We start from the raw sequence: 25,417 nt of genomic DNA on the forward strand, positions 1-25,417 counted from the left end.
ACGCCCATATGACAACACCCATGTGAAAACAGCTATGGCCATTGGTGATCCATGCCTGCCCAGGTAGACTGTGGGCACGAGAGCCAAAGGGTAGGGTCGATGGCCGACTCGGTCAAAGTGTTCAGTCGTACGTTGCTAACGTGGTTGCTCAAGGCGCTGCTCGCGATCGCCGTATTCGGCCTGCTGCTTTGGGTGGGCGTCACCGCCTATGAGCATTGGACCTATGACCGCCACGTCAAGAAGGTTGCCGTCAGCGTGACCGTGCATCCGCAAGGCGCGGGGGCGATCTGCTCGGACGCTCAAGACCGCCCGCTCTATGTCGACATCGTCAACAACTCGTCGAAGACGGTCGAGGAGATCAGCTTCCGGTTGAGGGCCGAGCGTAAGGGCGACACCACGAACTTGGCGAGCCGCCTGGCCTACAGCAGCGACAAGATCCTCAAGCCGGGAGAAGCCTGGGGCGCCTGCCTGCCTGCCGCCTTGCAGGACGACGTGACCGTTGACCCGCTCAGCCTCGAATGGAGCGTCGGCGGGCGCATCGTCACATTCGAATAGCAAGGCCCCGTTCGCCTTTCATAGTGCAGGCGTGAAGCAGACAACTCCAACACCCGACGACTACTTCGCTGGCGGGGGATCTGCCTCATCCGCCCCATCCTCCGGCGCGCCGCCCCGCATGTGGACGTCGCGCTGCGGGAACGGAATGCTGATGTTCGCGTCGCGCAAGGCCGCCAGGATCGCGAAGCGCAGGGCGCTGCTCGTTGTGATCCGCTCGCGGACGTCCCGCAAGAACACGCGGAGCTCGAAATCGAGCGAGCTGTCGCCAAAGCCGGCAAAGTGCACGACGGGCGGCGGATGCTTGAGGACGGCGCGATGCGACCGCGCCACGTCCAGCAGCGTGGAACTGAGCAGTTCCATGTCCGTGCCGTAGTCGACACCCACGGGCAGATCGAGGCGGCAGCTCTTGTCGAGATGCATCCAATTCACCACGGGATCGGTGATGAGCGTCGCGTTCGGAACGATGACGGATTGCCGATGGATCGTCTCGATCTCTGTCGACCGAACACTGATCTTCTTGACGGTTCCTTCCTGGTCACCGACCCGGATGTAGTCGCCGATCTTGATCGGCCGTTCGGCAAGCAGGATCAGACCCGACACGAAGTTGTTGAAAATACTCTGCAGGCCGAAGCCGATGCCGACCGACAACGCGCCGGCGATGATAGCGAGGTTCGAGAAGTCGACGCCGAGATACGATATGCCCGCGAGCGCCGCTAAGACGAACCCGAGATAGCCGATGCCGATCCGGACAGATTCGTGCAGGCCGGACTCGCTTTTTCGCCCGGCGAAAACACGGCCCGTGACCCAGCGCTGCACAAACCGCGTGAGCGCCAGGCCCAAGGCAAAAACGCCAAGCGCGATCAGCACGGACTGAAGCGAGATCCGTATTGGGCCAAATTGGAACCCAAAGAAAGCCGCCTTGATCCAGCTGTGAACCTCGACCCAGTCGAACCGCCACAGCAGCAGGAGGATCGTGATGCCGACCGCGAGGATGGCGATATCGAGGAACAGACTGGCGATGATCCGCATCGTCAGAAGCGAGGGCGCCCCCATGTCCTCGTCTTCTTCGATGTCGTCGTCGATGGCCTGGCCCGAGATCATGCTGACGCTCGAGATGGACTCGGCGGCCAGATGCAACAGGTACATGATCCACAGCACGCCAGCCGTCGAAACGGCATGAGTTCCGATGAAGTGTGCGAGCGACTCGTAGCCGAGCAGCATGGCCAGCAGGATGGCCCCGGTGAGAACGGCAGCGAGTGAAAACAGCCAGCCCCGCCAACCGCTGAGAGCGGCTTGGCGTATCTGCGGCCCTTTGTGGATGGTCCAGAGAACCGAGAGGAGAAGGAGCCCGCACAGCGCGGCGAACAGGGTCGAGCGAAAGACCGAGACCTGATAGGGCGTGAAAACGATGAAGTCTTTCAACACGAACAACTTGTCGAGCAGCCAGACGGCAATCAGCGCCCATAGCAAGACCGCCACCTTCCAGGCGACGGCATCGGTTGCGGGTACAATTCTTTGAACGCCGCCGTCCGGAACGAGCGTCTCACGAACGAGGGATGCGAGGAGCGTGGCCCAGGCAATTGCCATCAGCGCTTGCGGCAGGAAGGCGTCGAGCGTGGGGCCGGCCAGTCCTGCCGATACCGCGATGAGACCGAAAGCGGCGAGCCCCGCCCAAACGGGTAAGCAGGTTCGTAGCAAGGCCTTGATCACAGCGACGCCCCGGTCCTGAAGACTGGCGGTTTGACCGGCCTCGGCGGCGCTCGGCGCCAGGCGGCGCGTGAAGCGGTTCGTCGCGAAGCCGGCCCATATCGGCGCGATCAAGAGAAGCCCGAAAACCAGGACTCCCTTGCTCCAAGCTTCTGCGATCCGCTCCTCGGCCTCTGCGAATATGCGGACGAACTGCTGAGGCAGCGTTTCGAGAGCCGTCGGGAGGATGGAGGAATACAGGTTGGGGACCGGCCGAAAGAGCGAGTCCGTGAAGCGATCGCGGCGCGCCTCGTTGGCCTGATCGATTACCTGGCCCGCGCGTACGAACAGCACGTCCGCTTGTTTGAGCTTGCCGTCAATGTCCGCAACTTCATCCTCGAGGTGCATTCTTTGCTCGGCGATCTCGTCGCTTTCCCGTGGAGCGTCGTCTTTAGGCGCGGGGCCGAGCTTCGCCAGCCGCTCCCGCCGGTCCTCCAAATTCGGCCGAAGTTTCGCGCGGCGGTCGATGATCCTCTGGCGCAGTTCTTCGAGTTCGTCCGGGATGTTCCGAAGGTCCTCGTCGGTCGTCGAGGAATCGGCAATCTCGCGTTCCGCTGCCTCGATCTTGGCGCGCCATTTGTCGAGCTTCTCGCTGAAGGCCAGAACATCCGGATCCGTAGTTGCAGCTTCGGCGGCTTCTGCTTCGATGGCCGCGGCATCTGCGGCCCCCGGTTTGGCGGTACTGGCTTCAGTAGCGGGTGCTTCAGTAGCGGGCGCTTCAGTGGCGGGTGCTTCGGTAGCTGGTGTTTCAGTGGCGGGAGCTTCGGTAGGGGGCGCGACTTGTGCATCCTGGGCGGCGGCGCACGGCACGCCCAGCGGCGTCAGGAGGAGACCGGATACCGTCAGTATTCGTAAGAGTTTCTGCAGTGGCCCCAAGTTTGGCACGGTCGGTGGATCTCCTCGGCGAACGGCGGCTGGAAGCTCCCTGGGAGTTCCAGAACAGGTTTTATCGGCTGACGTTCAGCCACGACAATGAGGAAGATTGACGGCAGGCGAGTCCATCTGCGGGGCTGAATCCGCGCCCGCGGGTGCTTTTCTGCCAAATCCAGCGGAAACCGCCACGACCAGCGAGGCCCGGACAAAGCTCGAACGTCTCGTCACAGGCAAGGGCCGGCTTCGTGTCGCCGTCAGTCGGCCCGCCTCAAGGTGAACGCGAGATAGGCCGCATACAGCAGTGCGGCCAGCAAGGCATTCAGAAGGTCGAACTGGACCCAGATTGGTCCCTCCGGGTCGGTCAAGTCGTAGATCGCATCTGTGATCGGGCCATAGAACAAGACCGCCATGCCAAGACCAAGGCAGATCAATTGCACGAGCAGCCGGCGCCCGGAATAGTGCGCTCCCGCACCGCGGAAAATGCGTCCCCAGAGGATGTAGAGGATGACGAAAACGCCCATCGCCAGCAACGAATAGACGAGGTAGAGCGAGGGCGTTGAGGTGATGTCCCAGGTCGCTCTCAGGGCCAGATTGACTTCGATGAAGTCCGCTACGAGCGTGCTGATGGCTGCCAGAAGAAAAAAGACGATGGCGTCCCGGTACAGGTTCGGCCGGCGCGCCACCGGGCGCGAACCGTCAGGGAGCTCCAGAAAGGCGTCGAGCTCTCTGCCGCACTCGCTGCAGAATTTGTCGTCATCGGCGAGGGGCGCATTGCAGCTTGGGCAGACATGAGCCATCGGTAGTCAGTGCTCCTAACACTCTTGCATTCTATTGGCAGGCGTCCGCTGGCGATACCGCCGCCATCGCGACAATAGAGCTATTGCGCACAGAGAGCCTACACCGACTCGAACCACTCTAACTGACCGCTATCATCAAAACATTGCATGCCGTCGTCAACGTGCGGTGCAAGGTGATGTTCCAGGACCCGGTGTCGGCCAGCGGCGGGATGGGTGTCACGTCCACTTTCCTCAAGCTGTCGTCTGCCTGGCGGTCAAAGGGTCTGCGCCCAAGACCATGGACAGGGCCTGAGGGCTGCATCGAAATTCGAACCGGGATCCGGTGGTGGGCTCCCCATCCAGCGTGACGTGGAGCGGGTTCGTTGTTTCGAGCGTGAAGCCGGGGACTTGCCGATAGTAGACGTGCTCGTTCTCGGGGTGGGCTGGATCACTCAGCTCATCCAGCAGAGTGCCGATCGACTCGGTTGCCGTTTCGGTGATCAACGCAATATCGAGTAGGCCATCGGTCAGACTGGCCCGTGGGGCCACGTCAAACCCTCCGCCTGCGAAACGGCCGTTGCCGACCACCATGATCAGGAAATGCGCCTCGATCGTCTCGCCGCACGGCAGCGTAAGCCGTCCTTCGTGGGGCTCCGCTTGGAATGCGTGTACGAGTCCCATGATGGAATAGGCCGTGCCGCCTAAGAGTTTCTTCATGTCCTGCGGCGTGGTCGCCGTGACGCGTGCTCCGAAGCCGAGGCTGGCCGTATTCACGAAATAGCTTCCGTTCACGTGTCCGACGTCGATCGCGGTCGCTTGGCCGACACAGGCGAGAGTGAGTGCTTCGGCAAGGTCGCTCGCGGGGATGCGGGCACTCTTCGCGAAGTCGTTGGCTGTACCGAGCGGCAAGAGCCCGAGCGATGCCTGTCCGCCCAAGCCTGCTCCCATCAGTGCATCGACCGCAGCATTGAGAGTGCCGTCGCCGCCGGCCACAACGATCCGGCTGGCGCCCTCTTCGATCGCGCGGGGGATGGACTCCTTGAGCGCGTCGGGGCTCGGAGGCGTGCGGATATCGAGCGCGACGGAGGAGCGCCGCACCTCTTCCACCGCAGCCGTCACATCCAGCCGGGAGAGGATCTCCTCGCGTGCCAGCAGGCATGCACCGGGACGTTCTATCGGCATTCAGGTGTGCCTCCAGCGCACGCGGACAACTCCCCATGTTGATGCCAGCAACCGCCCCAAGACCGAACAGCTGGTTTGCCAGGTTGTTCCAAAGCTCGAAACAGCACGTGCCGCCGGGTTTGTCCGTATCCCCAGCGTCTGCCTGTCTGCCGTTTCCCAGCGGGACGGGGCTCGATCCGAAACAACATCTTGTTCGAAAGCGGTCGCCCCCGTTTTGCTATCTTTTCCCGTCAGACATCAGGCGCTATCTAGAAGTTCCTTTTTCATCCCACATGGACCAATAAACGGAGGCCGATCTTGAGAAGGCGAGTGATCTACGGTGCTCTGATTGGGCTCTTGTGTTTGGCCGGCATCGTGGGCGTAGTTTATCTGAAAGATAACGACAAGAGTAATACAAGATCGGGACCGGGCGCAGCGCGGGACTCCGAAGCGTCCGTCGAGTATGTCTTCGGTAGCTACTACGATGTGAAAGTATCAAGCTACCTTATTCTCAAACCGAAGATAGCAAGCGGCGGTGGTTTGGCGCTGGCCGGTGGCAATCGTGTGCTCCTAACGACTGGAGACGGCGATTCCTATTTGCTCTTTATTGACGAGGCAGACATACGGCTCAAGCCTCTCGACATAAAGCCGCCGCTGGACGTCAAGACCCACCGCAAGCTCAATCCAAAGGCCAAGAACAGGTGGTACCGCGTTACGGACGTCATTTTGGATAAAGGGGACGGCGACGAGGGTCTGCTCTACGCAGCCACCACCCATTGGGATCGCGCGCGTAAGTGCTACACGCTGCGTCTGTCCGAAGCCAAGATCGACTTTGAGAACCCGTCTTCGGCCGATTGGACCGTGCGCTATGAGACGGACCCGTGCCTCAAGACGAGGTTGCCCAACGAAACCGGAGGGCGACTGGCGTTTGCGGACGACGGGTCGATCCTGATGACCACGGGCAATTTTCGCGACCCCAGCAACGTCGATGCCGAGGCCCCGGATTACGAGTACGGCAAAGTCATTCAAGTGGACCGCGACGACTGGACGACGCGAGTCTTCACCAAGGGACATCGCAATCCACAAGGGCTGCTCGTCGACAGTGGGGAAATATTCGAAACCGAGCACGGACCGCAAGGCGGCGACGAGCTCAACCTGCTGACCTACGGCACCGACTATGGGTGGCCCAAGGAAAGCTACGGCACGGACTACGGACGGAAGACGTTCGCCAACAATCCGGCAACGGGCGATCATTCGAAAACCAAAAGGCCCGTCTACGCGTGGATCCCGTCCATCGGCGTTTCGAACCTGATCAGACTTCGCGGCGAGGAGTTCCCCGCTTGGAAGGGTGACCTCATGGTCGGCTCCAAGACGGGCGCCGGGAACGGGAAGTCGCTCTACCGGGTGAGGATGAGGGAAGGCAGGGCGGTCGTCGTCGAGAGACTGGAATTAGGGGAGCGGATCGAAGACCTCGTGGAGCTCCCGGACGGGCGGCTCGTACTCTGGAACGGACGCAACACGATTCAAGTCGTCGAGGCCGGCAACCAAATCTTCTCTGCCTGCATCGGCTGCCATGCGGTCAGGAAAGAAGTTCATGGCGTCGGCCCGGACCTCGTGGGCGTCGTCGGCGGCAAGGTGGCAAGGCACAAGAACTACGACTACTCCGAGGCCATGGCGAAGTTTGGGGGGACATGGACGCCGGAGCGGCTCGACAAGTTCCTGACGGATCCACAAGCGACCGTCCCCGGAACCACCATGGACTTCGACGGCATCGCCGAGCCCGAGACCAGGCGCAAGATCGTCGAATATCTGGAAGAGATGACGCAGCACTGGAAAGACACAAAGCGGTGAAACGATCCAGGGCGGCGCCGGTAGGGTGTTCGTCTGCGCCAGATGGGGAATCGGGCAGGTTGAGAAGGATGGGTTCCGATGAGGGTGTATTGGCATCGCTTGGCGCTGGCTTTTGCCGTTGCGATTTCGTGTCTGACTTTGAGCGCGCCGGTGCAAGCCGGTTGCGTTCTCCTGTCGGGTACTGCTGACGGGTTCGACAAGCCGACGGCGGTCGGTCGCGCGCAAGCCGCGCTTGCCGAGGAGGTTAGAGACTACAAGGCGCAGAAGAGGCTTGGCGCCGTTACCGTGACGGCCATGCGCGCGTCGCCGAATCCTTACTGGCGCACCAGCGTCAGCAACAACATGCTCTGCTTCAACGTGTGGTGCGGCATTTACAAGCCGGACATCGTGAAGAGGAGTTCCTACACAACGTGCTGGTCGGGTGTGGTCTCGCCCTATGTGTGCACGTCCGGAGCCAAACTTTGCTGGTAGGTTGATAGGTCACCGGGGCAGGTGCCCTGCCCGCGCGGGGACCGATCTTGCGTGCCATGCTCACATCATTCGTGCCACAGTTCACGCGACGCCGCTTGAAGGGCTCGCAACGTGGGCAATCTGACTGATGCCGGCCAACGCCACCAACGGATCTTGCGCGCAAGAAGAGGGCCCCCTCAGCGTACTTTTCTTCGTTCACAGCGCGAACCTCGGAGGCGCAGAGCGGTGCTTCCTGGAACTTCTGACCTATCTGCGCCGGGATCCGGGCATCGCCTGCACCGTGATTGCCCCGAGCGATGGTCCGCTTGTCAGCGCCCTTCAAGAGCTGGGGGCCCAGATCATTTTCGAGCCGGCGCTGCACCGGTGGGCCGGCAAACCCAATAGCCCGATTGGGAAGAAGCTCGTCACTGGAGCGCACGCATTCTTGCGGCTGCTTCCGACCCTTCGCGAGATCGACCCCGACGTCATCTACACCGAAACGAGCGTCATCCCCTGGGGCGCCGCAGCGGCGGCGCTGTTGGACAAGCCTCATATGTGGTCGGTGACGGAGTTCGGTGAACTCGATCATGGATTGAGCTTTCTCGGTGGGCACGATGCGGCAATCGAACAGATCAAAGACGGCGCCTCGTTCATTCTGACCATCTCCGAAGCCGTGCGAAAAACGCTCTTTCCGGATCTCAGCCCGGATCGCGCACGCACGATCTACCGGCATGCCGCGAAGCCAACCGCAGAAGCTCCCGCAACAGATTTCTTCCGTCGGCCTCAGGCGCAGCACCTCGCTGTTTTTGGAACCATCAGCGAAGGGAAGGGCCAACTCGACGCGGTGAAGGCCGTCTTGGCACTGACGCAACGCGGCAGAGACGTGGAGCTCGTCCTGGCCGGATACCCCGGCCGCCACTACGTGGCCGAGATCGAAGACTTCATCAGCCAACATGAACTTGTGGACCACGTGCGCATCGTGGATTTCATCCACGATCCGTATCCCGCAATGCTCGCCGCGGATGCGCTTCTCGTCTGTTCACGGAACGAGGCCTTCGGCCGCGTGGTGGTGGACGGCATGAAGCTTGGCAGACCCGTTATCTATACGGCCAGCGGCGGGATTCCCGAGATGATGCGCGATGGCGTGACGGGGCTTTCCTACATGCCCGGCAATGTCGAGGAACTGGCGGACCGCATCGAAGAACTGGCGAACGATCCGGCCCGCGCGGCGCAGATCGGCGCGGCGGCGAAGCGGCACGCAGATGCCATGTTCGTCTGCAACGGAAACCAGATTCTAAGCGTTCTCCGAGACCTGGCCTGTGCTGAGCCAGGAACCCGACGCGTCTCAATACCAAAGAATGTCGTCACGGCGATCGTGCAGGGGCACGCCCAGTTGGAGGGCGAGAACGCCGATGCGAAAGCTGAGATCCGGGATCAGCAAGACTCTCTCAAAGGGCTTCGCAATCAGTTGAAGCAAACCAGCGCATCCGAGACGGACCTTCGCACAAGGCTGGAGGACATCACGACGTCACGCAGCTACGCGCTGAGCCTCGGCGTTGCTCGGATCGCGAAGAAGCTTCGGTCCTTGTTTTCCTGGTGAACTCTGTCTGAGCTCGGACTGTCCGCGTCCGACCCAAACTAGAAGCCGCTTGATCTGCTCCCTGCCGGGAAGACCAGAGTCCCAGTCAAATTCAACCTCCTAAGGTCGGTTGTCAGAGAACCGTCACTGCCGTGCCCCATGATGCCGTGGGGACCACAAGGAGCAAGCAGATGGCGAAGTACATGGCTATTCTCATCCATGGAAAATACGGCGGCGAGGGGCGTTACGAATTCTCGGGGCCGGACGACCTCCTTGCCCAGGCGCCGTTTCAGGTCATGCGCGCGTTCATGGACAGCGCGGAGGGCACGCACGAAATCGGCCACATCGACTATGAGATCAATGCTGCACTCAAGAACAAGGAGCGCGGCATCGTAACGGTGATCGGTGAAGTCCTATTCGAGGGCGCCGACCGTCAGCCGTTCATGTGCATGCTCTCTCGTGCCGATGCAGAGTGAGTTGCGGCCGGATCGCGGCGCGCGACATCTTTGGGTCTGCGTCGCTCCTCGTGTTCTCACCAAGATCCGCTGTGCTTCGCGGCTTCCGTCTCGATCGCGGTGGCGAGCCGGTCCGCGTCCTCATCGGTCCAGTTTTCCGGAGCGGTGACGGCATTCCAAGCCGAAATGTAGTCCGCCACCGCGTAGTCGTGGCCGTGACCGGGCGGCACTTCCGCCGACAACATCATGTCGATCCCGACCTGCAGTGCGGTGATGATCGGATACCAACGCAGTAGCGGAGAGACGTCCTCGCCGCGAGGCGGGGTCAACCACTCGGGTTGCCGGTAGAACATGCTCTCTTCGAAGAAGACGATCGCGTCGCTCGGATACACCATGTAGACCATGCGCACCCTTCCCCAATCCGCGGGGGCCTCGCTCGCATCGCCACCATGGCCGATCACGCGGAAATTGGCGCCGCCCTCGAACACCGGTCGCCAAGAGGGCGACCCCTCGTCGCGGTCGCGCTGTATAGTGCGCCAGAGTCGATTGCGAAACGGCGGGCCCGACCAGACGGCACCATCGAACGAATCCCCGAGCCAGGCATGCACCGGCGGCGAGGCTTCCGATCCGTGCGAGCCGAGGCTGAGGCCGAAGAGATAGAGCCGCGGCCGGCTGTCTTCGGGCAGAGTCTTCCAATAGCGGTAGATGGTCCTGAACACGGCGGCTGCGGAGTCCTGAGAGCGGCCCGGTTCGAGCACCAGCGAGAAGGGGCTTTGCAGATACGAATACTGAACGCCGACGGTCGCGATATCGCCGTCATGCATGTATTCGAGGGGCGCGATGCCGTTGTTGTCGACCCAGCCTGTTCCCGTCGGCGTTGCGATGACCAGGATGGACCTCGAGAACGCGCCCATGCGAATCAGATCCGCCAGGGCCGCCTCGGCCTGCTCTTCAGGCGTATCAGCGGCGCGGAGCCCGGCATAGACGCGGATCGGCTCGCGCGCTTCGCGTCCGGTGAAGGCCTCGATGTCCGTCTTTCTTGGGCCCTCCGTGACAAACCGCTTGCCGGCGCGTCCGAGTTCCTGCCACGCGATGGACGAGCCGGGGCCGCCCGAGCGGGTGTCTTCCGTCGGCACGACCGCCCCCGGGGATCGGTGACGTCCACGAGAGCCGCAGCGCGATCGATCGCGCCGATCGTGGCGCTGACGAGCGTGCCGTTCACGATCGTGACCAACAGCACGGCAAAGATCACGGCGCCGAGCAACCCGGCGATCCGCCGCGGCATCCAGCGGTAGACGACGGCCGACGCCGCCCGGACGCCCACGATCACGAGACGCCCCAAAAGGATCAGGAGCAGCGCCGCGACCGCCGCGACGGTGAACACCAGCAAGAGATTGGCAGTCTCGACCGGCGGCATGTTCAGTCGGGCGCGGACCTCGTCCTGCCAGGCGGCCGCCTGCGGCACGTAGATGATCGCGGCGATGGCACAGGCAACCGCCAGCACGATATTGGCCGCCCGCCGCCAGGGCCGCGGCACTTCCGGCAGCTCGAGATAACGCCACAGGACCACACTGCCGTGCCCGATGGCGTAGCCGATGGCGAAGGCCAGACCGCCAAGGAGCCCCTGAAAGATCGGGGGCGCGGCACCAAGGATGGCGTGAACATCAGGGTGAAAAAGATGACGCCGAGAAACAGCCCCACATAAGAGGGGAGCCACCAAGGGGCGGCCTCAGGCTCGGTCGGTGCGGAACGTGGGCTACTGATGATGTTCTCCAAAGGTGGGCGTCTGTGAGAGGTCAAAAACGGGCCAATGTACCCGACGCTAGGACCCGAGGAATAGTTGAATCACAGCCGCATTTCCCACAACGGCTCGATGCTTGCCGGTAGCTTTCGACTTGAATGCGGATGGGCTGCGGCTCGCCGTAAGAGCCGAGCGACCGCTCGATATCAGTGTTCCGAGAGGCTGGTGGAGAGGGAGGGATGCGACACCTCGGAATGCTCACGCGCTCAACGGTTTTTCGAGGGCCTTCGAGGTCTGCGATTTCCATGACCTCATCGCGCGGCAGTTGCGCCCAAGCTCTCCGCAATCTCCTCCCGCAGCAGTTCGAGACGCAGCCATTCTTCCTCGACGGCGGCAAGTTCGACCTGGGCGTTGCCCAACGCCTCGGTTGTCGCCGCAAAGGCCTCGCGGTCTTTCGTATAGAGCTGCGGGTCGGCAAGGACGTGCTCCAGCCTGCGGATCTCTTCCGTCAGCTCGTCCATGCGCTTCGGTGCGGTCTTCAAGAGATGCTGCTCTTTGGGGCTGAGGCGCTTGCGCGGTGCGGGCGGGGCCTTCGGCGGCGGCGCTCCTTTCTCGCGGCTCTTCGCAGCCGGCTTATCCTGTTTCGGCGCGCTCACGCCGGCCCCGCGCTGCGCCACCATGTCGGTGTAGCCGCCGGCATATTCGGTCCACCGCCCGTCCCCTTCGGAGGCGATGATCGAGGTGACGGTGCGGTCGAGAAAGTCACGGTCGTGGCTCACCAGCAGCACGGTTCCCGGATAGTCCGCGAGCAGTTCCTGCAGCACGTCCAATGTCTCGAGATCGAGATCGTTCGTCGGTTCGTCGAGAACCAGAACGTTCGACGGGTGTGCCAGCGCCAAGGCCAGCATCAGCCTGCCGCGCTCGCCGCCCGACAGCGCCTTGATGGGCGTGCGGGCCTGCTCCGGCTCGAACAGGAAATCCTTCATGTAGCTGATGATGTGGCGCTCTTCGCCGTTGATGATCACCGTGTCGCCGCTCCCGCCGGTCAAGGTCGCGGAGACGCTTTTCTCGGGGTCGAGCCGTTCGCGCTTTTGATCGAGGGTCGCCACTTCGAGATTCGTGCCGAACTTGACGCGACCCGCGTCCGGTTCCATCGCTCCGGTGAGCATATTGATGAGCGTCGTCTTACCGGCGCCGTTCGGCCCAACGAGAGCGACCCGGTCGCCACGGGCGATTTTGATGTTGAAGTCACGCACGAGAACCAGGTCGCCGTAGCGTTTCGCGACGCCCCGCGCTTCGATCACTTTCCGCCCGGACTCGTTGGCCTCATGGGCGGACATCTTAACGTCGGCTTGCGTGCGATTACGCTTGGCAACCGTGCGCTCGCCGCGCAGCGAGACCAGGTTCTCGAGGCGGCGCTGGTTGCGCTTTCGCCGTGCGCTGACGCCATAGCGCAGCCAATGTTCTTCACGGACGATCTTCCGGTCGAGCTTGTGACGGGCTGTCTCTTCTTCTTCAAGAATACCGTCCCGCCAGGCTTCAAACGCGCCGAAGCCCCTTTCGAGCCGCCGGGTGATGCCCCGATCGAGCCACACTGTCGCTTGCGAGAGAGTCTCCAGGAAGCGCCGATCATGGCTGATCAAGACCAAGGCCGAACGGGAGGCCTTCAACACCGCTTCCAATTCCTCGATCGCCGCCACGTCGAGATGATTGGTCGGCTCGTCCAGCAGCACAATGTCGGGATCCGGGGCCAACACTTGCGCCAATGCAGCGCGCCTCGTCTCACCGCCCGACAGGTTTGCCGGCTGTTCTTCGCCGGTCAGTCCGAGGCTCTCCAACAGTTGGCGCGCGCGGTGAGGATCATCGCCGGGGGCGAGGCCCGCTTCGACAAAGGCGCCCGTGGACGCATAGGCGGACAGGTCCGGCTCTTGGGGCAGATAGCGGATGGTGGCGCCGGGCTGGACGAAGCGGCTGCCGGCATCGGGTTCAATCATGCCGGCGGCGATCTTCAGGAGCGTCGATTTGCCCGAGCCATTGCGGCCCACCAAGCAAAGCCGCTCGCCTTGCCCGACCGACAAGACGGCGCCGGATAGCAACGGTTTGCTGCCGTACGAGAGCGAGATGTCCTTGAGAAGAAGGAGGGGAGGCGAAGCCATGGCCCGTGCTAGCCCGTCTTTGCCTCAATGCCTAGACGGAATTCCAATATGCCGCGACTTCGTTGGGGCGATGGCCGGACCGGCAGCAAAGCCGATCTCAAATTCCAATGAGAAAGTAATAGGCCGCGAAAATAACGACCAACCCGGAGAAATACACGACCGGGAACAGCCACTGAGCAGTCGCATCGACCCTACGGGCGACTGTATCCTGATCAGCCCTGGAGAGGGACACCACCACAAGGCTCTCCAAGATCGTCAGGCACATGATGACGAAGGAGTACAGCACAACCGTATCGGTGAGTGTGAAGTACGATATTCGCGGCATGGTTCCGTCGATCAGAAACTGGTACGCGACGATCGTAAGGATACCGATGAACGAAACGTTCAACCGATCGGACAGGTCGTGGATATCCATCCAGAAGACGGCCCACATGAGTGACACCAGGATCACCATGGGCGCGAGCACCTTCCAGATGATGTTCATGGGGTTGCGCTTCAGCGTTATGGCGAGCTTGACGCCGGACACTTCAGCATCCTCGGCGTAGTACCGGGTCTTCGAGATGAACGGCGTCATGTCGACGTTGACCAACTGCCACTGGGCAATATTCACTCTCTGGTTGGTTTCGGCGTATTCCTCGCTGGCGCCCAGCATCCCTTGGTGGACTTCGAGAACAACTTCGCGGCTCGTGTCGCCGAACGCTATCATGTCCGCTTCCAGAACTTGGCTGTCGAAGGGAAACGAGTGCAGCTTCATCGGCGTCTCGAGCGTCACGTTACGTTGTTCCTTGGCGCGGACGCGACCGTCGGAAAATACCTCGATCTGCAGGGCGTTGAGATCGCCCGACCCGATTTCATTGAGAAAAATCAGTGACGGCCACCAGCCGCCGAACACTTCGTCGAACTGGAAGCCGCCCTGAAACAGTTTGCGGTCGCTGCCGTATTCCTCCGCGTCGAACGCCAGACGCGGATCCATCCATTCCGCCAGAATAATGAGTTCGGCCTGGAAGGTTTCGTCCATCTCATCCAGGTCGATGATGTCCGCCAAGAAAATACCGACCTTTACGACAGTCGGAGAGGCAGGCGGATTGGGCATGCCGGCATCGATGGCGAAGGCCGGAGCGGGGCCGAGAAGCAACAACAACCAAAGAAGCACTGGTCTGAACATTGCGTGGGCGGCACGTCTCATGGATCTACCTTTCCTGAGCGCACCACGCGCATGTCGGCCGGCATTTCTCAGGCGCTCAACGGGCAGCCTGAGATCTGGGGCGGCGGGCTGGAATCAGTTCCGACGTCGTAAGGGCCCGCTTTAGCCCATTGTCGCGGCTCGGTTCAACACCCGAGACTTTCCAAGCTGGCCCGTGATGGCGTTTGCTGGTCGGTGACCCAGTCCGCTTCTGACCTGAAGCAGGCTGCCGCAGCTGCAGACATCGAAAGCGGCCGTCCGCTGTGCTAAAGCTCCGGACCTTAGAAGTGCGACTCCGAACCGGGCATTGAGGCCCCGTTGGGATGCCGGCGGCCACTTGGCGGAAGTATGACGCAAACAATGAAGACTTGGCTCGTGAGGGCCGCCATTGCCGCGCTGATCGCTGGCGCCGCTTACCTTCTCTGGCAGAACTTGCGCCCGGACGGCCCGCCCGAAGGGTTCGCCGTGGGCAATGGCCGCATCGAGGCGACGGAAATCGACGTCGCCACCAAAATCGCCGGCCGGGTCGAGAAGATCGAAGTCCGCGAAGGCGACTTCGTCGACGCGGGCCAGGTTCTCGCGGTGATGGATACGGAGGTGCTGGACGCGCAGCTCCGCGAGGCGGACGCCGAACTTCGGCGCGCAAAGGTCGGGGTCAAGACCGCCGAAAGCCAAGTGTCCCAGCGCGAAGCGGAGAAGGCAGCCGCCGAGGCCTCGGTGGCGCAGCGCGAGGCCGAGCTGGATGCAGCGGACAAGCGTCTGGCGCGCGCCGAGGAACTGGTCCCGAAAGGGGCCACCTCGGTCCAGGTTCTCGATGACCGCCGGGCGGCGTTCGCAGGGGCCAAGGCAGCAGTCGCGGCCGCCAAGGCGCAAGTGTCCGCGGCGGAGGCGGCGATCGGCCTCGCCCAATCGCAGGTCATCAGCGCCCATGCGGCCGTGGACGCGACCCAGGCCACGATTGAACGCATCAAGGCGGATATCGACGACAGCACACTGCGCTCGCCGCGCTACGGCCGCGTGCAGTATCGCGTTGCCGAGCCCGGCGAGGTGCTGGCGGCGGGGGGCACCGTGGTCAATCTCATCGATCTCCGGGACGTCTACATGACGCTCTTTCTGCCGACGATCGACGCGGGCCGGGTTAAGCTCGGCGCGGAAGCACGGGTCATCCTCGATGCCGCCCCGCAATATGTCGTGCCCGCGAACGTGTCCTTCGTGGCCGACGTGGCGCAGTTCACGCCTAAGACGGTGGAGACGGAAGAAGAGCGGCTGAAGCTGATGTTCCGCATCAAGGCGCGCATCGATCCGGCGCTCCTCGAAAAGCATGTCCGTGACGTCAAGACCGGGCTTCCTGGCATCGCCTATGTCCAGCTCGACCCGGATATCCCCTGGCCCGATAATCTGAAGGTGCGGCTCCCGGAATGAGCGCGCCGTCCCCTCACATTGATGTGCCGGGGACAGCGGCTGCTCCCGTGGTCCGCTTGCGGGGCGTGCGGTTGCGTTACGGTAAGACGCAAGCGCTCGCGGGGATCGACCTCGACCTTCCCGCCGGCATCACGATCGGTCTGCTCGGACCCGACGGGATCGGTAAGTCGAGCCTGTTGTCGCTCATTGCCGGTGCACGTGCGATCCAGGAAGGGAAGGTGGAGGTGCTCGGCGGCAGCATGGCCAAGGCCGGCCATCGGCGGCGCGTCTGTCCGCGCATCGCCTACATGCCGCAAGGACTCGGCAAGAACCTCTACCCGACCTTGTCGGTCGCCGAGAACATCGACTTCTTCGCCGCATTGTTCGGGCACGATCGCGCCGAACGGGAGCGGCGCATCGCCCTGCTCACCGAAAGCACAGGGCTGGCTCCCTTTGTCGACAGGCCTGCCGGCAAACTCTCCGGCGGTATGAAGCAGAAGCTCGGCCTGTGTTGCGCGCTCGTACACGACCCGGACCTCCTCATCCTCGATGAGCCGACCACCGGCGTCGATCCGCTCTCGCGCCGCCAGTTCTGGCGCATGATCGACGACATTCGCCGCGACCGGCCGGGGATGAGCGTCGTCGTCGCGACCGCCTATATGGAAGAAGCGGCGCGCTTCGACTGGCTGGTGGCCATGGACGCCGGGACCGTGCTTGACACCGGTACGCCGCAGGAGCTTGTCGCCCGCACCGGCGCAGCCTCGTTGGAAGCGGCGTTCATTGCGCTGCTCCCGGAGGAGAAGCGGCGCGCGCACAAGCCCGTCTCGATTCCGCCGCGCCCTTCCGACGATCACGCGACGGCGATCGAGGCCAAGGGGCTGACGAAACGGTTCGGAGACTTCACCGCCGTCGATCACGTGAGCTTCGAGATTCAGCGCAGCGAGATCTTCGGTTTTCTCGGCTCGAACGGTTGCGGCAAGACCACGACCATGAAGATGTTGACGGGTCTGCTGCCGCCAAGCGAGGGCCAGGCTTGGCTATTCGGCCATAGCTTGGACCCGCACGACCTCGCCACGCGGCGCCGCGTCGGCTACATGTCGCAATCCTTCTCGCTCTACACGGAGCTCACGGTTCGGCAAAACCTGGAGCTGCACGCACGCCTGTTCGAAGTTCCGGAAGAGGAGATGCCCGCCCGCGTCCAGGAGATGGTGGAGCGCTTTGCGCTTGCCGGCGTAGTCGATGCCTATCCGGCCGCGTTGCCGCTCGGGCACCGCCAGCGCCTGTCGCTCGCCGTGGCCATGATTCACAGGCCGGAAATGCTGATCCTCGACGAACCGACTTCGGGCGTCGACCCGATTGCCCGCGACGCCTTCTGGCAGATGCTGGTCGATCTCTCGCGCCGTGACGGCGTGACGATTTTCATCTCGACGCACTTCATGAACGAGGCGGAGCGCTGCGACCGCATCTCCCTGATGCATGCAGGCAAGGTGTTGATCACCGAGGCGCCGGACGAACTCGTCCGGGCGTGCGGCGTCGAGACCCTGGAGGACGCCTTCATCCACTATCTGGAAGAAGCTGTCGCCGGCGAGGCGGCGGACGAGAAGGCCGAAGCGGAAGCCGAGAAGACCTTGGCGGAGAGCATGCGCGCGCCCGAACCAGAGCCACGGACCGGGTTCTGGAGCGGCCATATCAATCTGCGCCGTCTGCTGAGCTATACGAAACGCGAAGGGCTCGAGCTGCGCCGCGACCCGATCCGGCTGACCTTGGCGATGATCGGCAGCGCCATTCTCATGCTGGTGATGGGGTACGGGATCAATCTCGACGTGGAGGATTTGACTTTCGCCGTGCTCGATCGCGACCAGACCGCCATCAGCCAGGACTATGCCTTCAATCTCACCGGCTCGCGCTACTTTGTCGAGAAGCCACCCATCGTCAGCTATGAAGATTTGGATAGGCGCATGCGTTCCGGCGAGCTCAGTCTTGCCATCGAGATTCCACCAAACTTCGCCCGGGATATCGCGCGGGGACGCGATGTTTCGGTCGCCGCCTGGCTCGACGGCGCCATGCCGACCCGCGGTGAAACCGCCCGCGGCTACGTGGAAGGCATGCACGCGCTGTGGCTTGCGGAGAAAGCCCGCCAGGCCGGCGCGGAGGGCGCCCTTTCGCAGCTGGCCAATGTAGAGATCCGCTTCCGCTACAATCCGGACGTCCGCAGCGTGGTGGCCATGGTGCCGGGAATCATTCCGCTTCTGCTGATGCTGATCCCTTCCATGCTGACGGCGCTCAGCGTCGTGCGCGAGAAGGAACTCGGCTCCATCGTCAATTTCTACGTGACGCCGACGACGCGGCTCGAATTCCTGATCGGGAAGCAGATCCCCTATGTCGTGCTCGCCATGCTCAGCTTCTTCGTGCTGATCATCCTGGCTGTGACGGTGTTCGGCGTCCCCCTCAAGGGAAGCCTTCTGACCCTCCTCGGCGGAGGGCTGCTCTATGCCGGCGCGGCGACCGGTTTGGGTCTGCTCATCTCCACCTTCATGCGGAGCCAGATCGCCGCGATCTTCGGGACTGCGGTGCTCACGCTCCTGCCGGCGGTGAGCTTCTCGGGAATGATCGATCCGGTGTCCTCGCTCGAAGGGCTGGGACGGGTCATCGGCGAGATCTATCCGACCTCGCATTTCCTCACCATCTCGCGCGGTGTGTTCTCCAAGGCCCTGAGTTTCTCCGACCTGCACGCGCCGTTCCTCGCTCTGGCGGTTGCGAGCCCGGTGCTGATCGCCGCGGCTGCCATGCTGCTCAAGAAGCAGGAGCGCTGATTATGCGGCTGGGTCACATCTGGGTCCTCGGCATCAAGGAGCTGCGCAGCCTCGCACGCGATCGGGGCATGCTGGTCCTTATCGTCTATGCCTTTACGCTCGCCGTGTACGCATCGGCCACGGCCATCCCGGAGACGCTCCACCGCGCGCAGATCGCCATCGTCGACGAGGACCGGTCGCCGCTCTCAAACCGCATCGCCGCCGCGTTCTACCCGCCGTACTTCAAAACGCCGGCACTCATCACCCATGCCGAGATGGACGCGCGGCTCGACGCCGGGCTCGATACGTTCGCGCTCGACATCCCCCCGAACTTCCAGCGCGACGTGCTGGCGGGCCACGGCGCGACCGTCCAACTCAACGTCGATGCCACGCGTATGAGCCAAGCCTTCACCGGCAGCAACTACGTCAATACGATCGTCAGCGACGAGGTGCGCGCCTTCGTCGAGCACTATCGCGAAACCTACGAGCCGCCCGTCGGGCTGACCTTGCGGGCCCGTTTCAATCCGGAGCTGACCCAATCCTGGTTCGGCGCGATCATGGAGATCATCGACAACATCACGATGCTGGCGATCGTGTTGACCGGCGCGGCGCTCATTCGCGAGCGCGAACACGGCACGGTCGAGCATCTCCTCGTCATGCCCGTCACGCCGTTCGAGATCATGGCGAGCAAGGTCTGGGCGATGGGCGCCGTGGTGCTGGCGGCCTGCGCCGTAGCACTCATCTTCGTCGTGCAAGGCATGCTCGACGTGCCCCTTCAGGGCTCGCTGAGCCTGTTCCTTGTGGGTGCGGCTTTGCAGCTCTTCGCAACTACGTCTCTGGGAATTTTGCTCGCGACGTTTGCGCGTTCGATGCCCCAGTTCGGTCTGCTGCTGATCCTCGTCCTGTTGCCGCTGCAAATGCTCTCCGGCGGAGTGACGCCGCGCGAAAGTATGCCGGAAGGGATTCAGACGCTGATGCTCGCCGCCCCCAACACCCATTTCGTGCTGGCGGCCCAGGCGATCCTCTTCCGCGGGGCCGGTCTCGATGTGGTCTGGCCGCAGTTCCTCGCGCTCGCGGGGATCGGGCTGGTCATGTTCGGCATATCGTTGCGGCGGTTCCGCACCAAACTCGGCACCATGGTCTAGATGGGCCGAGCGCTAGTCATTGCCCTTCAGGAGGCGCTCGACTTCATCGCGCGTCGGCAGAGACGGTTGAGCGCCGTTTCGTTGAGTTGCCGCGGCACCGGCGGCACAGGCAAAGCTCAGGGCTTCGGCGTATGGCTGCCCCTCGACCAGAGCGAGGGTCAATGCGGCGGTGAAAGTATCCCCCGCACCGGTGGTATCGACGGCCTTCACCGCCGGCGATGCGGCCCGAGCCAATTGTTCACCCCCTCGATAAAGCGCGGCGCCCGAGGCGCCGGATGTCTTTGCCACCAAGCCTTTTTGTAGCGCCAGGCTGTCCCCGTACCAGGCCGCTTCCGACTCGTTGACGACGATCAGGTCGGCATGGCGCAGCACAACCTCGTCGACTTCTGAGGCGGTGGCCAAGGTGACGCATGTGAAGCCATCGAAGGTCTCTATTGCCCGTGCCACGGCGTCCCGAGGCGCCAGGTGCTCGCCGATGAGGGCATCGACGGCGGGAACTTGAAGGCTCTCGGACATGAGGCGCAGGTTCGCTCCGGGCGCCACGACGATTTGGTTTTCTCCGCTTGCGGCAACGGCGATCAGGGCAACGCCGGTTGCCGTGTCGGGTACTTCGACCACGCCAGCGAGATCGACCCCGTTCTCCCGCAAGAGCGCCAAAGCCGTATCTGCCTCGGCGTCGCTGCCCACGCGTCCCATGAGGGACACGTCAGCGCCAAGACGGCGTGCGGCCAACGCTTGATTGGCCCCGCCACCACCCGGATGATGCGTTAGCAGCGCGTCCGTTACTTTTGCGCCGGGCGTGGGTAGGCGCGAAGCGCTCGCGACAATGTCGAGGTTAATGGAGCCGACGACGACAACAGACGCCATAGCTCAACTCCCAGAGAATAGCGTGTCGATGCGGCCCCTACCTTAAAGCGGCGAGTTCCGCTTCGGCGCGATTTGCGGCTTCGACGAGTGCCTCGGCCAGCGTTGCGATGTCGTCCTGGTCTCGCGACCCTTGAGTAACCGCGGCGAGAAACGTCCTGCTGTGCTCTTCAAGGTCGTCGAAGCCCAACAGGCCCGCGACGCCTGCCAGCCGGTGCGCGCTCTCGGCACGCTCCGGGCCGCCACTCTCGATTGCCGATAGGCAGGTGTGCAATTCCTCCTGAAAGCGTTCGAGCGCGGCATTGCTCTTTTGCTCTCCGAGGATGTGTTTCAGGCCCTGGAGTTTGGCGTGATCAAGCACCGGTTTCATGGGGTCAGCCTAGCGGCCCAAAGGATAACGGAAACTGAAAGCGAAGCCCGACACCTCGCGGGCTTTGGCGTCTGCGCCGCGCCCAGCGTCATCCCGCTCTTAACGACTAAGTAACCGTATTTACTCGAAAAACGGTAAAAACACCCAGGGAGATTCACCCAAGCTTATTGCCTGGCCGTTACGCTTCACATTGCAATTGCAGCAGTGAAATCGGCGCGAATCTCATCATGTTATCCGTCCTTACCAAGAAGCCCGAACGTGCCCAAGGTTCGCCGGTTGCCCGGCGGATTCTGGTCGCCGAAGACAGCCCGACGACCCATGAGATCCTCAAGATGCTGCTTAGTCAGCGCGGACATCACGTGGACATCGCCGTCGACGGGGAGCAGGCCCTCGAGGCGCTCCGGCAAAACACGTACGACGTCGCCTTGCTGGACTTCCACCTGCCGAAAATGGACGGCCTGCAGGTCGCGACCACTCTCCGGCGCGAGGCGGGCGACGGCAAAGTCCCAAAGCTCATCGCGATTACCTTGGATGCTGAAGGTCTGTTGGCGCATCCCGAAGGCTGCCACAACTTCGACCACGTCCTTCCGAAGCCACTCGACATCTACCAAGTCGCGCGCGTCGTCGAGGATCAGGCGGACATCGCGGACATGGAGGCCCACGAAGCGGTGCCTTCTGAAAAGAGCCCAGCCGCGCACCCGGCGCCGCCGTCACCGCTTGAAAGCCTCGGACACAATTTCCTGACATGGCCTGGGGACATCGAACCGGGCCGGCTCTCAGCGCGGGCCGTTCAGGCAAGCCTCGCCGATCCGCGCTTCGATGGCATCCTCATCAAAGAGCTCGTCACTGTCGAAGAACTCGGCGCGATCTGGCGTGCCAAGGCGCTCTATACGCTGCCGATCATCGACGCCACCGGTCTCCTGGGTTGCGTCGCCGATGTCGATGCCTCAAGGCTCACCGCGCGCGATACGACCTATCTCGAGCAGGTCCTGGGCAAGACCCATGACCGGCGGCTGAAATTGCACCGGGATCTGCGGTTCAGCGAAGACCTCGACGAGCAGCTCATCGGCCGTCTATTCGTCGCGGACCAGCCTCTGACGCCAACCTACGACCCGCACTCCAAGTGGCTCGTTTCGTATAATGTCGCCCTGACCACGGCAGTCGCGGCCCGCGAGGCCGAAGCACTTTGCGAGCGCGGATTTCTGCGCCGCGAATTCTTCGACCGCTTCCATGTCTGCCCGCAATGCGACTCGCACCGCCTCCACGTGCGGGAGGAGTGCCGTCAGTGCCATAGCTCCCATCTTGAGGAGGAGCAGTATCTTCATCACTTCCGCTGCGCCTATCAGGGGCCGGAACCGGAGTTCCGCCGCGGAGACCGTCTTGTCTGCCCCAAGTGCCGCTACGAGCTCACCCATTTCGGGTTCGACTACGACCGGCCGGGCTCCATGGTGGTCTGCGACGCTTGCGGCCATGCCGCATCGGAACCGGCGGTGGGCTTCGTCTGTCTGGATTGCGGCGGTCACGTGGACTCCGATGTCGCGCCTCCGCGTGACATCTACAGCTACCATCTGACCGACCAAGGCATCGGCTTTGCCGAGCACGGCCACTCTCTGTTGGGAACGGCAAGCCATGCGCTTCGCTTCGCGGACTTGCCGCTCGAGCTGGTCGTTGCGCTCAATGCTGCCGCCAAGACGTACAATGATGCGCAGGTGCCGTTCACGCTGATCAGCCTGTACTACCGCAACGAAAAAGAGATTACGGCGCAGCATGGCGCGCGAACCTTCGCCAAGGTGCGCGACCTGTTCATCGAGAATTTGCGGACGACCTTGCGCAGCGACGCGGATCTCGTTGTTTGTGGCCATTCCCGTGACTTCGTCTTGATGGCTGGGAACGAGCCGGAGGAAACGCGCGCCGATTTCGATCTTCTCGTCGCCGCCGCCGAGAAGACGCTTCGCTGCGATATCGGGCCCGAGTTCCAGGTCTTCGGTCCGGGAGATTTCGCCTGATGCTCCAGCCGATCGCAGACGGCATCACCTATCTGACGGCGCAGAGCGGCGACAGTCTTTTTCGGCTGTTCTGGTTTGTCGTGATCTTCGAGTTCCCGCGCTACACGCTAAGCTTCTTCTCCGTCGCGGCAATCCTGCTCTACCCCAAGGGGAAGCAAGATCCCTTCCTCGGGCGGGTGACGGTTGTGATCGCCGGGCACAACGAAGAGGACTCGATCGAGCGTTGCGTGCTTGCGCTTCACGAACAAAGCCGGGTGCCCGACGAGATCATCGCCGTCAGTGACGGTTCGGCCGATCGGACAGCGATGAAACTCCGTAATTTGCAGGATGCCGGTCTCATCACCGAGGGCCACAGCACGCAAGTGCGGGCGGGCAAGTCGGCCGCGCTCAATCTCGCGCTCTCCCGCGCCACGGGTGACATCGTGGTGGTTGTGGATTGTGACTGCACCTTCGATCGCCACGCGATCAGGGACATTCTCGAACCTCTCGCCGACCCGCGCGTGGGCGCTGTTGCCGGCAACGTGGTGGTGCGCAACCCGGAGCGAAGCCTCATCACGGCCTTTCAGGCGGTCGAGTATTTGATCTCGATTTCGCAAGGCAAGCAGGCCTCCGATTTGACCGATCAGGTCAGCTGCGTGTCCGGCGCGTTCGGCGCGTTTCGGCGTAAGGCCTTGCTTGGCGTTGGTGGATATGACGCCGGCGGCGGCGAGGATCTCGATGTCACGCTGTCACTGCGGAAAGCAGGATGGAAAACGGTCTTTGCGTCCGACGCGCTCTGCTACACGGATGTGCCGGACAGACTGTCCGTGCTGATCCGGCAGCGGTTCCGCTGGGAGCGGGATGCCGTTCACTTGCGCTACCGAAAGCACGGCGATCTGATGAATCCCATGAGCCCGCGCTTCAGCCTCAGAGAAGTCTGGCACGAGATCGATTTTATCGTGTTCAATCTGGGCTCGGCCTTCTTCTTCCCGATCTACATCGTTTGGCTGTTCGCGACGTACGGCGAGCTGGGCTTTGTCATCTTGCTCGGTGCGCAGGCAGGGATGCTGGCGCTCGATGGGATGGCGTTTGTCTTGGCGGCCGTAGCAACGCCGAAGGTCGATACCGTGCGGCTGATCCCATTCGTGCCGGGCTACAGCTTCTTCAATGGCTTTCTAATGCGATTCGTCCGTCTCGGCGCCTACCTGCAGGAATGGATATTCTCGGCGTCGTACAGAGACACCTACGTACCGCACAAGGTACATCGCGTGCGGAGGTAACTCATGAGACCGCTCAAGAATCGTCAGCGTCCGGACAATATCCCCAACGAGCAGCGTGTCATCCGCAGCAAGACGGGGCGGACGATATATCTCGTCCTCCTGTTCGTCTTTGGGCTGTTCGTCGCGAACTATCTCTTCGGCGACTACGTTTTTCTGAGGGCAGACGGCCTCGTGCTGCGCGATCAGAATGTCATCGCGACCCCGTTCGTGGCGCGGGTGGAGCGCGTCGACGTCCGGGAAGGACAGTCCGTCGAGGCGGAAAGCGTTCTTCTAAATCTTCAGTCGACGGAAATTTTGGAGCGCCTGGCGGATCTATCGACCAAGCGGGCCGAATTAGTTGCGAAGGCGACGGACTTCAAGGTGCGCGCGGAAAGCGTAGCGCAGCTATTGCCCCTGGCCGAGCGGCGCGCAGACGAAGCAGTCAACACCATTAAGCAGTTCGACGACCTGGCTGCCGCAAAGCTCGTAACGTCGGCGCGCTACCAGGAAGCGCTCAAGGTGAGCTACGAGGCAAACCGTGATCGCGTGAGCCTCAGGACGCAGCGGCAGGTTCTCGAGGAAGAACTCGAGTCCCTCGACGATGCGTTGGAGGACGCTGCCGACGCAATCTCCAAGGTCGAAGCACTCTATGCCGACGGTACCGTCCGCTCTCCGGTGAGCGGATCGATCGGCGCGACGGTTCCCTCGGTCGGCAATGTCTACCGGCCGGGCGAGCCGATCTTGTCCGTATATTCGGGCAAGCCCTACGTGCTGGCCTATCTGCCGCGCCGCTATCTGTTCCCGATTTCGGTGGGGATGGAGGTGCACGTCACCGACGGCCGCGAGTCGACCGCCGGAACCATTACTGAGATTCTGCCGGTAACCGACATGCTGCCCCGAGAGTTTCAGAACACGTTCAAACCATCGGACCGAAATCAGCTCGCGAAAATCAGTCTTGCGAGCGGCGATCCCTTTCCGCTGAACCAGAAGGTCGGCGTGTCCCGCTTTCCTAAATTTAGCGGGGCTCGCGAGCACCTGCGCAATCTGTTCGACGCCGAACGTACCCAGGACTAGC

Annotated in this window: 19 protein-coding genes and 1 pseudogene; 11 read left to right on the forward strand and 9 right to left on the reverse strand. The window is 62.6% G+C overall.

Annotation, left to right across the window (positions count from 1 at the left end; translation table 11 throughout):
- Positions 1 to 99 precede the first annotated feature (99 nt).
- Positions 100 to 555, forward strand: a complete 456-nt coding sequence (locus DCY11_RS08495) for a hypothetical protein (protein ID WP_159079903.1) — start codon at positions 100 to 102, stop codon at positions 553 to 555.
- Between the two features lie 60 nt (positions 556 to 615).
- Here DCY11_RS08495 and DCY11_RS08500 read toward each other — a convergent pair whose 3' ends face one another.
- The 3 genes from DCY11_RS08500 to DCY11_RS08510 all read right to left on the reverse strand — a co-directional run bounded on the left by DCY11_RS08500 (position 616) and on the right by DCY11_RS08510 (position 5,132).
- On the reverse strand, positions 616 to 3,186 hold the full coding sequence (locus DCY11_RS08500; protein WP_159079904.1) for a mechanosensitive ion channel domain-containing protein: 2,571 nt from the start codon (positions 3,184 to 3,186) through the stop codon (positions 616 to 618).
- A gap of 242 nt (positions 3,187 to 3,428) precedes the next feature.
- Complete coding sequence (locus DCY11_RS08505; RefSeq protein WP_108682530.1) at positions 3,429 to 3,971, reverse strand: zinc ribbon domain-containing protein; 543 nt, start codon at positions 3,969 to 3,971, stop codon at positions 3,429 to 3,431.
- Between the two features lie 231 nt (positions 3,972 to 4,202).
- Positions 4,203 to 5,132 carry a YegS/Rv2252/BmrU family lipid kinase gene (locus DCY11_RS08510; protein ID WP_108682531.1) on the reverse strand — a complete coding sequence of 310 codons (930 nt, stop codon included), beginning with the start codon at positions 5,130 to 5,132 and terminating at the stop codon, positions 4,203 to 4,205.
- 309 nt (positions 5,133 to 5,441) lie between these two features.
- Between DCY11_RS08510 and DCY11_RS08515 the strand changes: the two genes are divergently transcribed.
- The 4 genes from DCY11_RS08515 to DCY11_RS08530 all read left to right on the forward strand — a co-directional run bounded on the left by DCY11_RS08515 (position 5,442) and on the right by DCY11_RS08530 (position 9,467).
- Entirely contained in the window at positions 5,442 to 6,962 is a 1,521-nt protein-coding gene (locus DCY11_RS08515; RefSeq protein ID WP_159079905.1) for a PQQ-dependent sugar dehydrogenase, read from the forward strand.
- 78 nt (positions 6,963 to 7,040) lie between these two features.
- Positions 7,041 to 7,433 (forward strand): hypothetical protein, encoded by a 393-nt coding sequence (locus tag DCY11_RS08520; RefSeq protein WP_159079906.1) that lies wholly within the window; start codon positions 7,041 to 7,043, stop codon positions 7,431 to 7,433.
- Positions 7,434 to 7,560: 127 nt separating this feature from the next.
- The gene (locus DCY11_RS08525) at positions 7,561 to 9,012 is read left to right on the forward strand and encodes a glycosyltransferase family 4 protein (protein WP_108682534.1); all 1,452 of its coding nucleotides are present in this window, start codon (positions 7,561 to 7,563) and stop codon (positions 9,010 to 9,012) included.
- Positions 9,013 to 9,194: 182 nt separating this feature from the next.
- Positions 9,195 to 9,467 (forward strand): hypothetical protein, encoded by a 273-nt coding sequence (locus DCY11_RS08530; RefSeq protein ID WP_159079907.1) that lies wholly within the window; start codon positions 9,195 to 9,197, stop codon positions 9,465 to 9,467.
- A 56-nt stretch (positions 9,468 to 9,523) separates the two neighbouring features.
- Here DCY11_RS08530 and DCY11_RS08535 read toward each other — a convergent pair whose 3' ends face one another.
- The 4 genes and pseudogenes from DCY11_RS08535 to DCY11_RS08545 all read right to left on the reverse strand — a co-directional run bounded on the left by DCY11_RS08535 (position 9,524) and on the right by DCY11_RS08545 (position 14,529).
- On the reverse strand, positions 9,524 to 10,540 hold the full coding sequence (locus tag DCY11_RS08535; RefSeq protein ID WP_371515045.1) for an alpha/beta-hydrolase family protein: 1,017 nt from the start codon (positions 10,538 to 10,540) through the stop codon (positions 9,524 to 9,526).
- 6 nt (positions 10,541 to 10,546) lie between these two features.
- A pseudogene (locus DCY11_RS15900) lies at positions 10,547 to 11,163 on the reverse strand (alpha/beta-hydrolase N-terminal domain-containing protein); the annotation flags it as partial.
- A gap of 335 nt (positions 11,164 to 11,498) precedes the next feature.
- Positions 11,499 to 13,343, reverse strand: coding sequence for an ABC-F family ATP-binding cassette domain-containing protein (locus DCY11_RS08540; RefSeq protein WP_108682537.1), 1,845 nt, complete (start codon positions 13,341 to 13,343; stop codon positions 11,499 to 11,501).
- Between the two features lie 97 nt (positions 13,344 to 13,440).
- The gene (locus DCY11_RS08545) at positions 13,441 to 14,529 is read right to left on the reverse strand and encodes a ligand-gated ion channel (RefSeq protein ID WP_108682538.1); all 1,089 of its coding nucleotides are present in this window, start codon (positions 14,527 to 14,529) and stop codon (positions 13,441 to 13,443) included.
- 357 nt (positions 14,530 to 14,886) lie between these two features.
- Here DCY11_RS08545 and DCY11_RS08550 point away from each other — a divergent pair, with 357 nt between their 5' ends.
- Genes DCY11_RS08550 through DCY11_RS08560 form a run of 3 tightly spaced genes read left to right on the forward strand, consistent with a single transcriptional unit; the run spans position 14,887 to position 19,864 of the window.
- Positions 14,887 to 15,948 carry an HlyD family secretion protein gene (locus DCY11_RS08550; RefSeq protein WP_108682539.1) on the forward strand — a complete coding sequence of 354 codons (1,062 nt, stop codon included), beginning with the start codon at positions 14,887 to 14,889 and terminating at the stop codon, positions 15,946 to 15,948.
- A complete protein-coding gene (gene rbbA, locus DCY11_RS08555) occupies positions 15,945 to 18,740 on the forward strand; it encodes a ribosome-associated ATPase/putative transporter RbbA (RefSeq protein ID WP_108682540.1) in 2,796 nt (931 codons plus the stop codon). The genes DCY11_RS08550 and rbbA overlap by 4 nt, the downstream gene beginning before the upstream one ends.
- A gap of 2 nt (positions 18,741 to 18,742) precedes the next feature.
- Entirely contained in the window at positions 18,743 to 19,864 is a 1,122-nt protein-coding gene (locus tag DCY11_RS08560; RefSeq protein ID WP_108682541.1) for an ABC transporter permease, read from the forward strand.
- A gap of 12 nt (positions 19,865 to 19,876) precedes the next feature.
- On the opposite strand, the gene DCY11_RS08565 is transcribed toward DCY11_RS08560, so the two are convergent.
- Both DCY11_RS08565 and DCY11_RS08570 read right to left on the reverse strand, forming a co-directional pair.
- Positions 19,877 to 20,731: a ribokinase gene (locus tag DCY11_RS08565; protein ID WP_108682542.1), complete on the reverse strand. Its 855-nt coding sequence runs from the start codon at positions 20,729 to 20,731 to the stop codon at positions 19,877 to 19,879.
- Between the two features lie 37 nt (positions 20,732 to 20,768).
- Positions 20,769 to 21,098 carry an Hpt domain-containing protein gene (locus DCY11_RS08570; protein WP_108682543.1) on the reverse strand — a complete coding sequence of 110 codons (330 nt, stop codon included), beginning with the start codon at positions 21,096 to 21,098 and terminating at the stop codon, positions 20,769 to 20,771.
- Positions 21,099 to 21,325: 227 nt separating this feature from the next.
- Here DCY11_RS08570 and DCY11_RS08575 point away from each other — a divergent pair, with 227 nt between their 5' ends.
- Genes DCY11_RS08575 through DCY11_RS08585 form a run of 3 tightly spaced genes read left to right on the forward strand, consistent with a single transcriptional unit; the run spans position 21,326 to position 25,416 of the window.
- Positions 21,326 to 23,104 carry a response regulator gene (locus DCY11_RS08575; protein WP_108682544.1) on the forward strand — a complete coding sequence of 593 codons (1,779 nt, stop codon included), beginning with the start codon at positions 21,326 to 21,328 and terminating at the stop codon, positions 23,102 to 23,104.
- Positions 23,104 to 24,363 (forward strand): glycosyltransferase family 2 protein, encoded by a 1,260-nt coding sequence (locus DCY11_RS08580; protein WP_108682545.1) that lies wholly within the window; start codon positions 23,104 to 23,106, stop codon positions 24,361 to 24,363. Before DCY11_RS08575 ends, DCY11_RS08580 begins: the two co-directional genes overlap by 1 nt.
- A gap of 3 nt (positions 24,364 to 24,366) precedes the next feature.
- A complete protein-coding gene (locus DCY11_RS08585) occupies positions 24,367 to 25,416 on the forward strand; it encodes an HlyD family secretion protein (RefSeq protein WP_108682546.1) in 1,050 nt (349 codons plus the stop codon).
- Position 25,417 lies beyond the last annotated feature (1 nt).

Source organism: Methyloceanibacter sp. wino2 (assembly GCF_003071365.1).
Classification (GTDB): Bacteria; Pseudomonadota; Alphaproteobacteria; order Rhizobiales; family Methyloligellaceae; genus Methyloceanibacter.

Excerpts from the sequence above, each read along its gene's own strand:
- DCY11_RS08565 (WP_108682542.1), bottom strand. The coding sequence starts at position 20,731 with ATGGCGTCTGTTGTCGTCGTCGGCTCCATTAACCTCGACATTGTCGCG.
- DCY11_RS08540 (WP_108682537.1), bottom strand. The coding sequence starts at position 13,343 with ATGGCTTCGCCTCCCCTCCTTCTTCTCAAGGACATCTCGCTCTCGTAC.
- DCY11_RS08545 (WP_108682538.1), bottom strand. The coding sequence starts at position 14,529 with ATGAGACGTGCCGCCCACGCAATGTTCAGACCAGTGCTTCTTTGGTTG.
- DCY11_RS08520 (WP_159079906.1), top strand. The coding sequence starts at position 7,041 with ATGAGGGTGTATTGGCATCGCTTGGCGCTGGCTTTTGCCGTTGCGATT.
- DCY11_RS08510 (WP_108682531.1), bottom strand. The coding sequence starts at position 5,132 with ATGCCGATAGAACGTCCCGGTGCATGCCTGCTGGCACGCGAGGAGATC.
- DCY11_RS08550 (WP_108682539.1), top strand. The coding sequence starts at position 14,887 with ATGAAGACTTGGCTCGTGAGGGCCGCCATTGCCGCGCTGATCGCTGGC.
- DCY11_RS08580 (WP_108682545.1), top strand. The coding sequence starts at position 23,104 with ATGCTCCAGCCGATCGCAGACGGCATCACCTATCTGACGGCGCAGAGC.
- DCY11_RS08575 (WP_108682544.1), top strand. The coding sequence starts at position 21,326 with ATGTTATCCGTCCTTACCAAGAAGCCCGAACGTGCCCAAGGTTCGCCG.
- DCY11_RS08505 (WP_108682530.1), bottom strand. The coding sequence starts at position 3,971 with ATGGCTCATGTCTGCCCAAGCTGCAATGCGCCCCTCGCCGATGACGAC.
- rbbA (WP_108682540.1), top strand. The coding sequence starts at position 15,945 with ATGAGCGCGCCGTCCCCTCACATTGATGTGCCGGGGACAGCGGCTGCT.
- DCY11_RS08525 (WP_108682534.1), top strand. The coding sequence starts at position 7,561 with ATGCCGGCCAACGCCACCAACGGATCTTGCGCGCAAGAAGAGGGCCCC.
- DCY11_RS08560 (WP_108682541.1), top strand. The coding sequence starts at position 18,743 with ATGCGGCTGGGTCACATCTGGGTCCTCGGCATCAAGGAGCTGCGCAGC.
- DCY11_RS08495 (WP_159079903.1), top strand. The coding sequence starts at position 100 with ATGGCCGACTCGGTCAAAGTGTTCAGTCGTACGTTGCTAACGTGGTTG.
- DCY11_RS08585 (WP_108682546.1), top strand. The coding sequence starts at position 24,367 with ATGAGACCGCTCAAGAATCGTCAGCGTCCGGACAATATCCCCAACGAG.
- DCY11_RS08530 (WP_159079907.1), top strand. The coding sequence starts at position 9,195 with ATGGCTATTCTCATCCATGGAAAATACGGCGGCGAGGGGCGTTACGAA.
- DCY11_RS08570 (WP_108682543.1), bottom strand. The coding sequence starts at position 21,098 with ATGAAACCGGTGCTTGATCACGCCAAACTCCAGGGCCTGAAACACATC.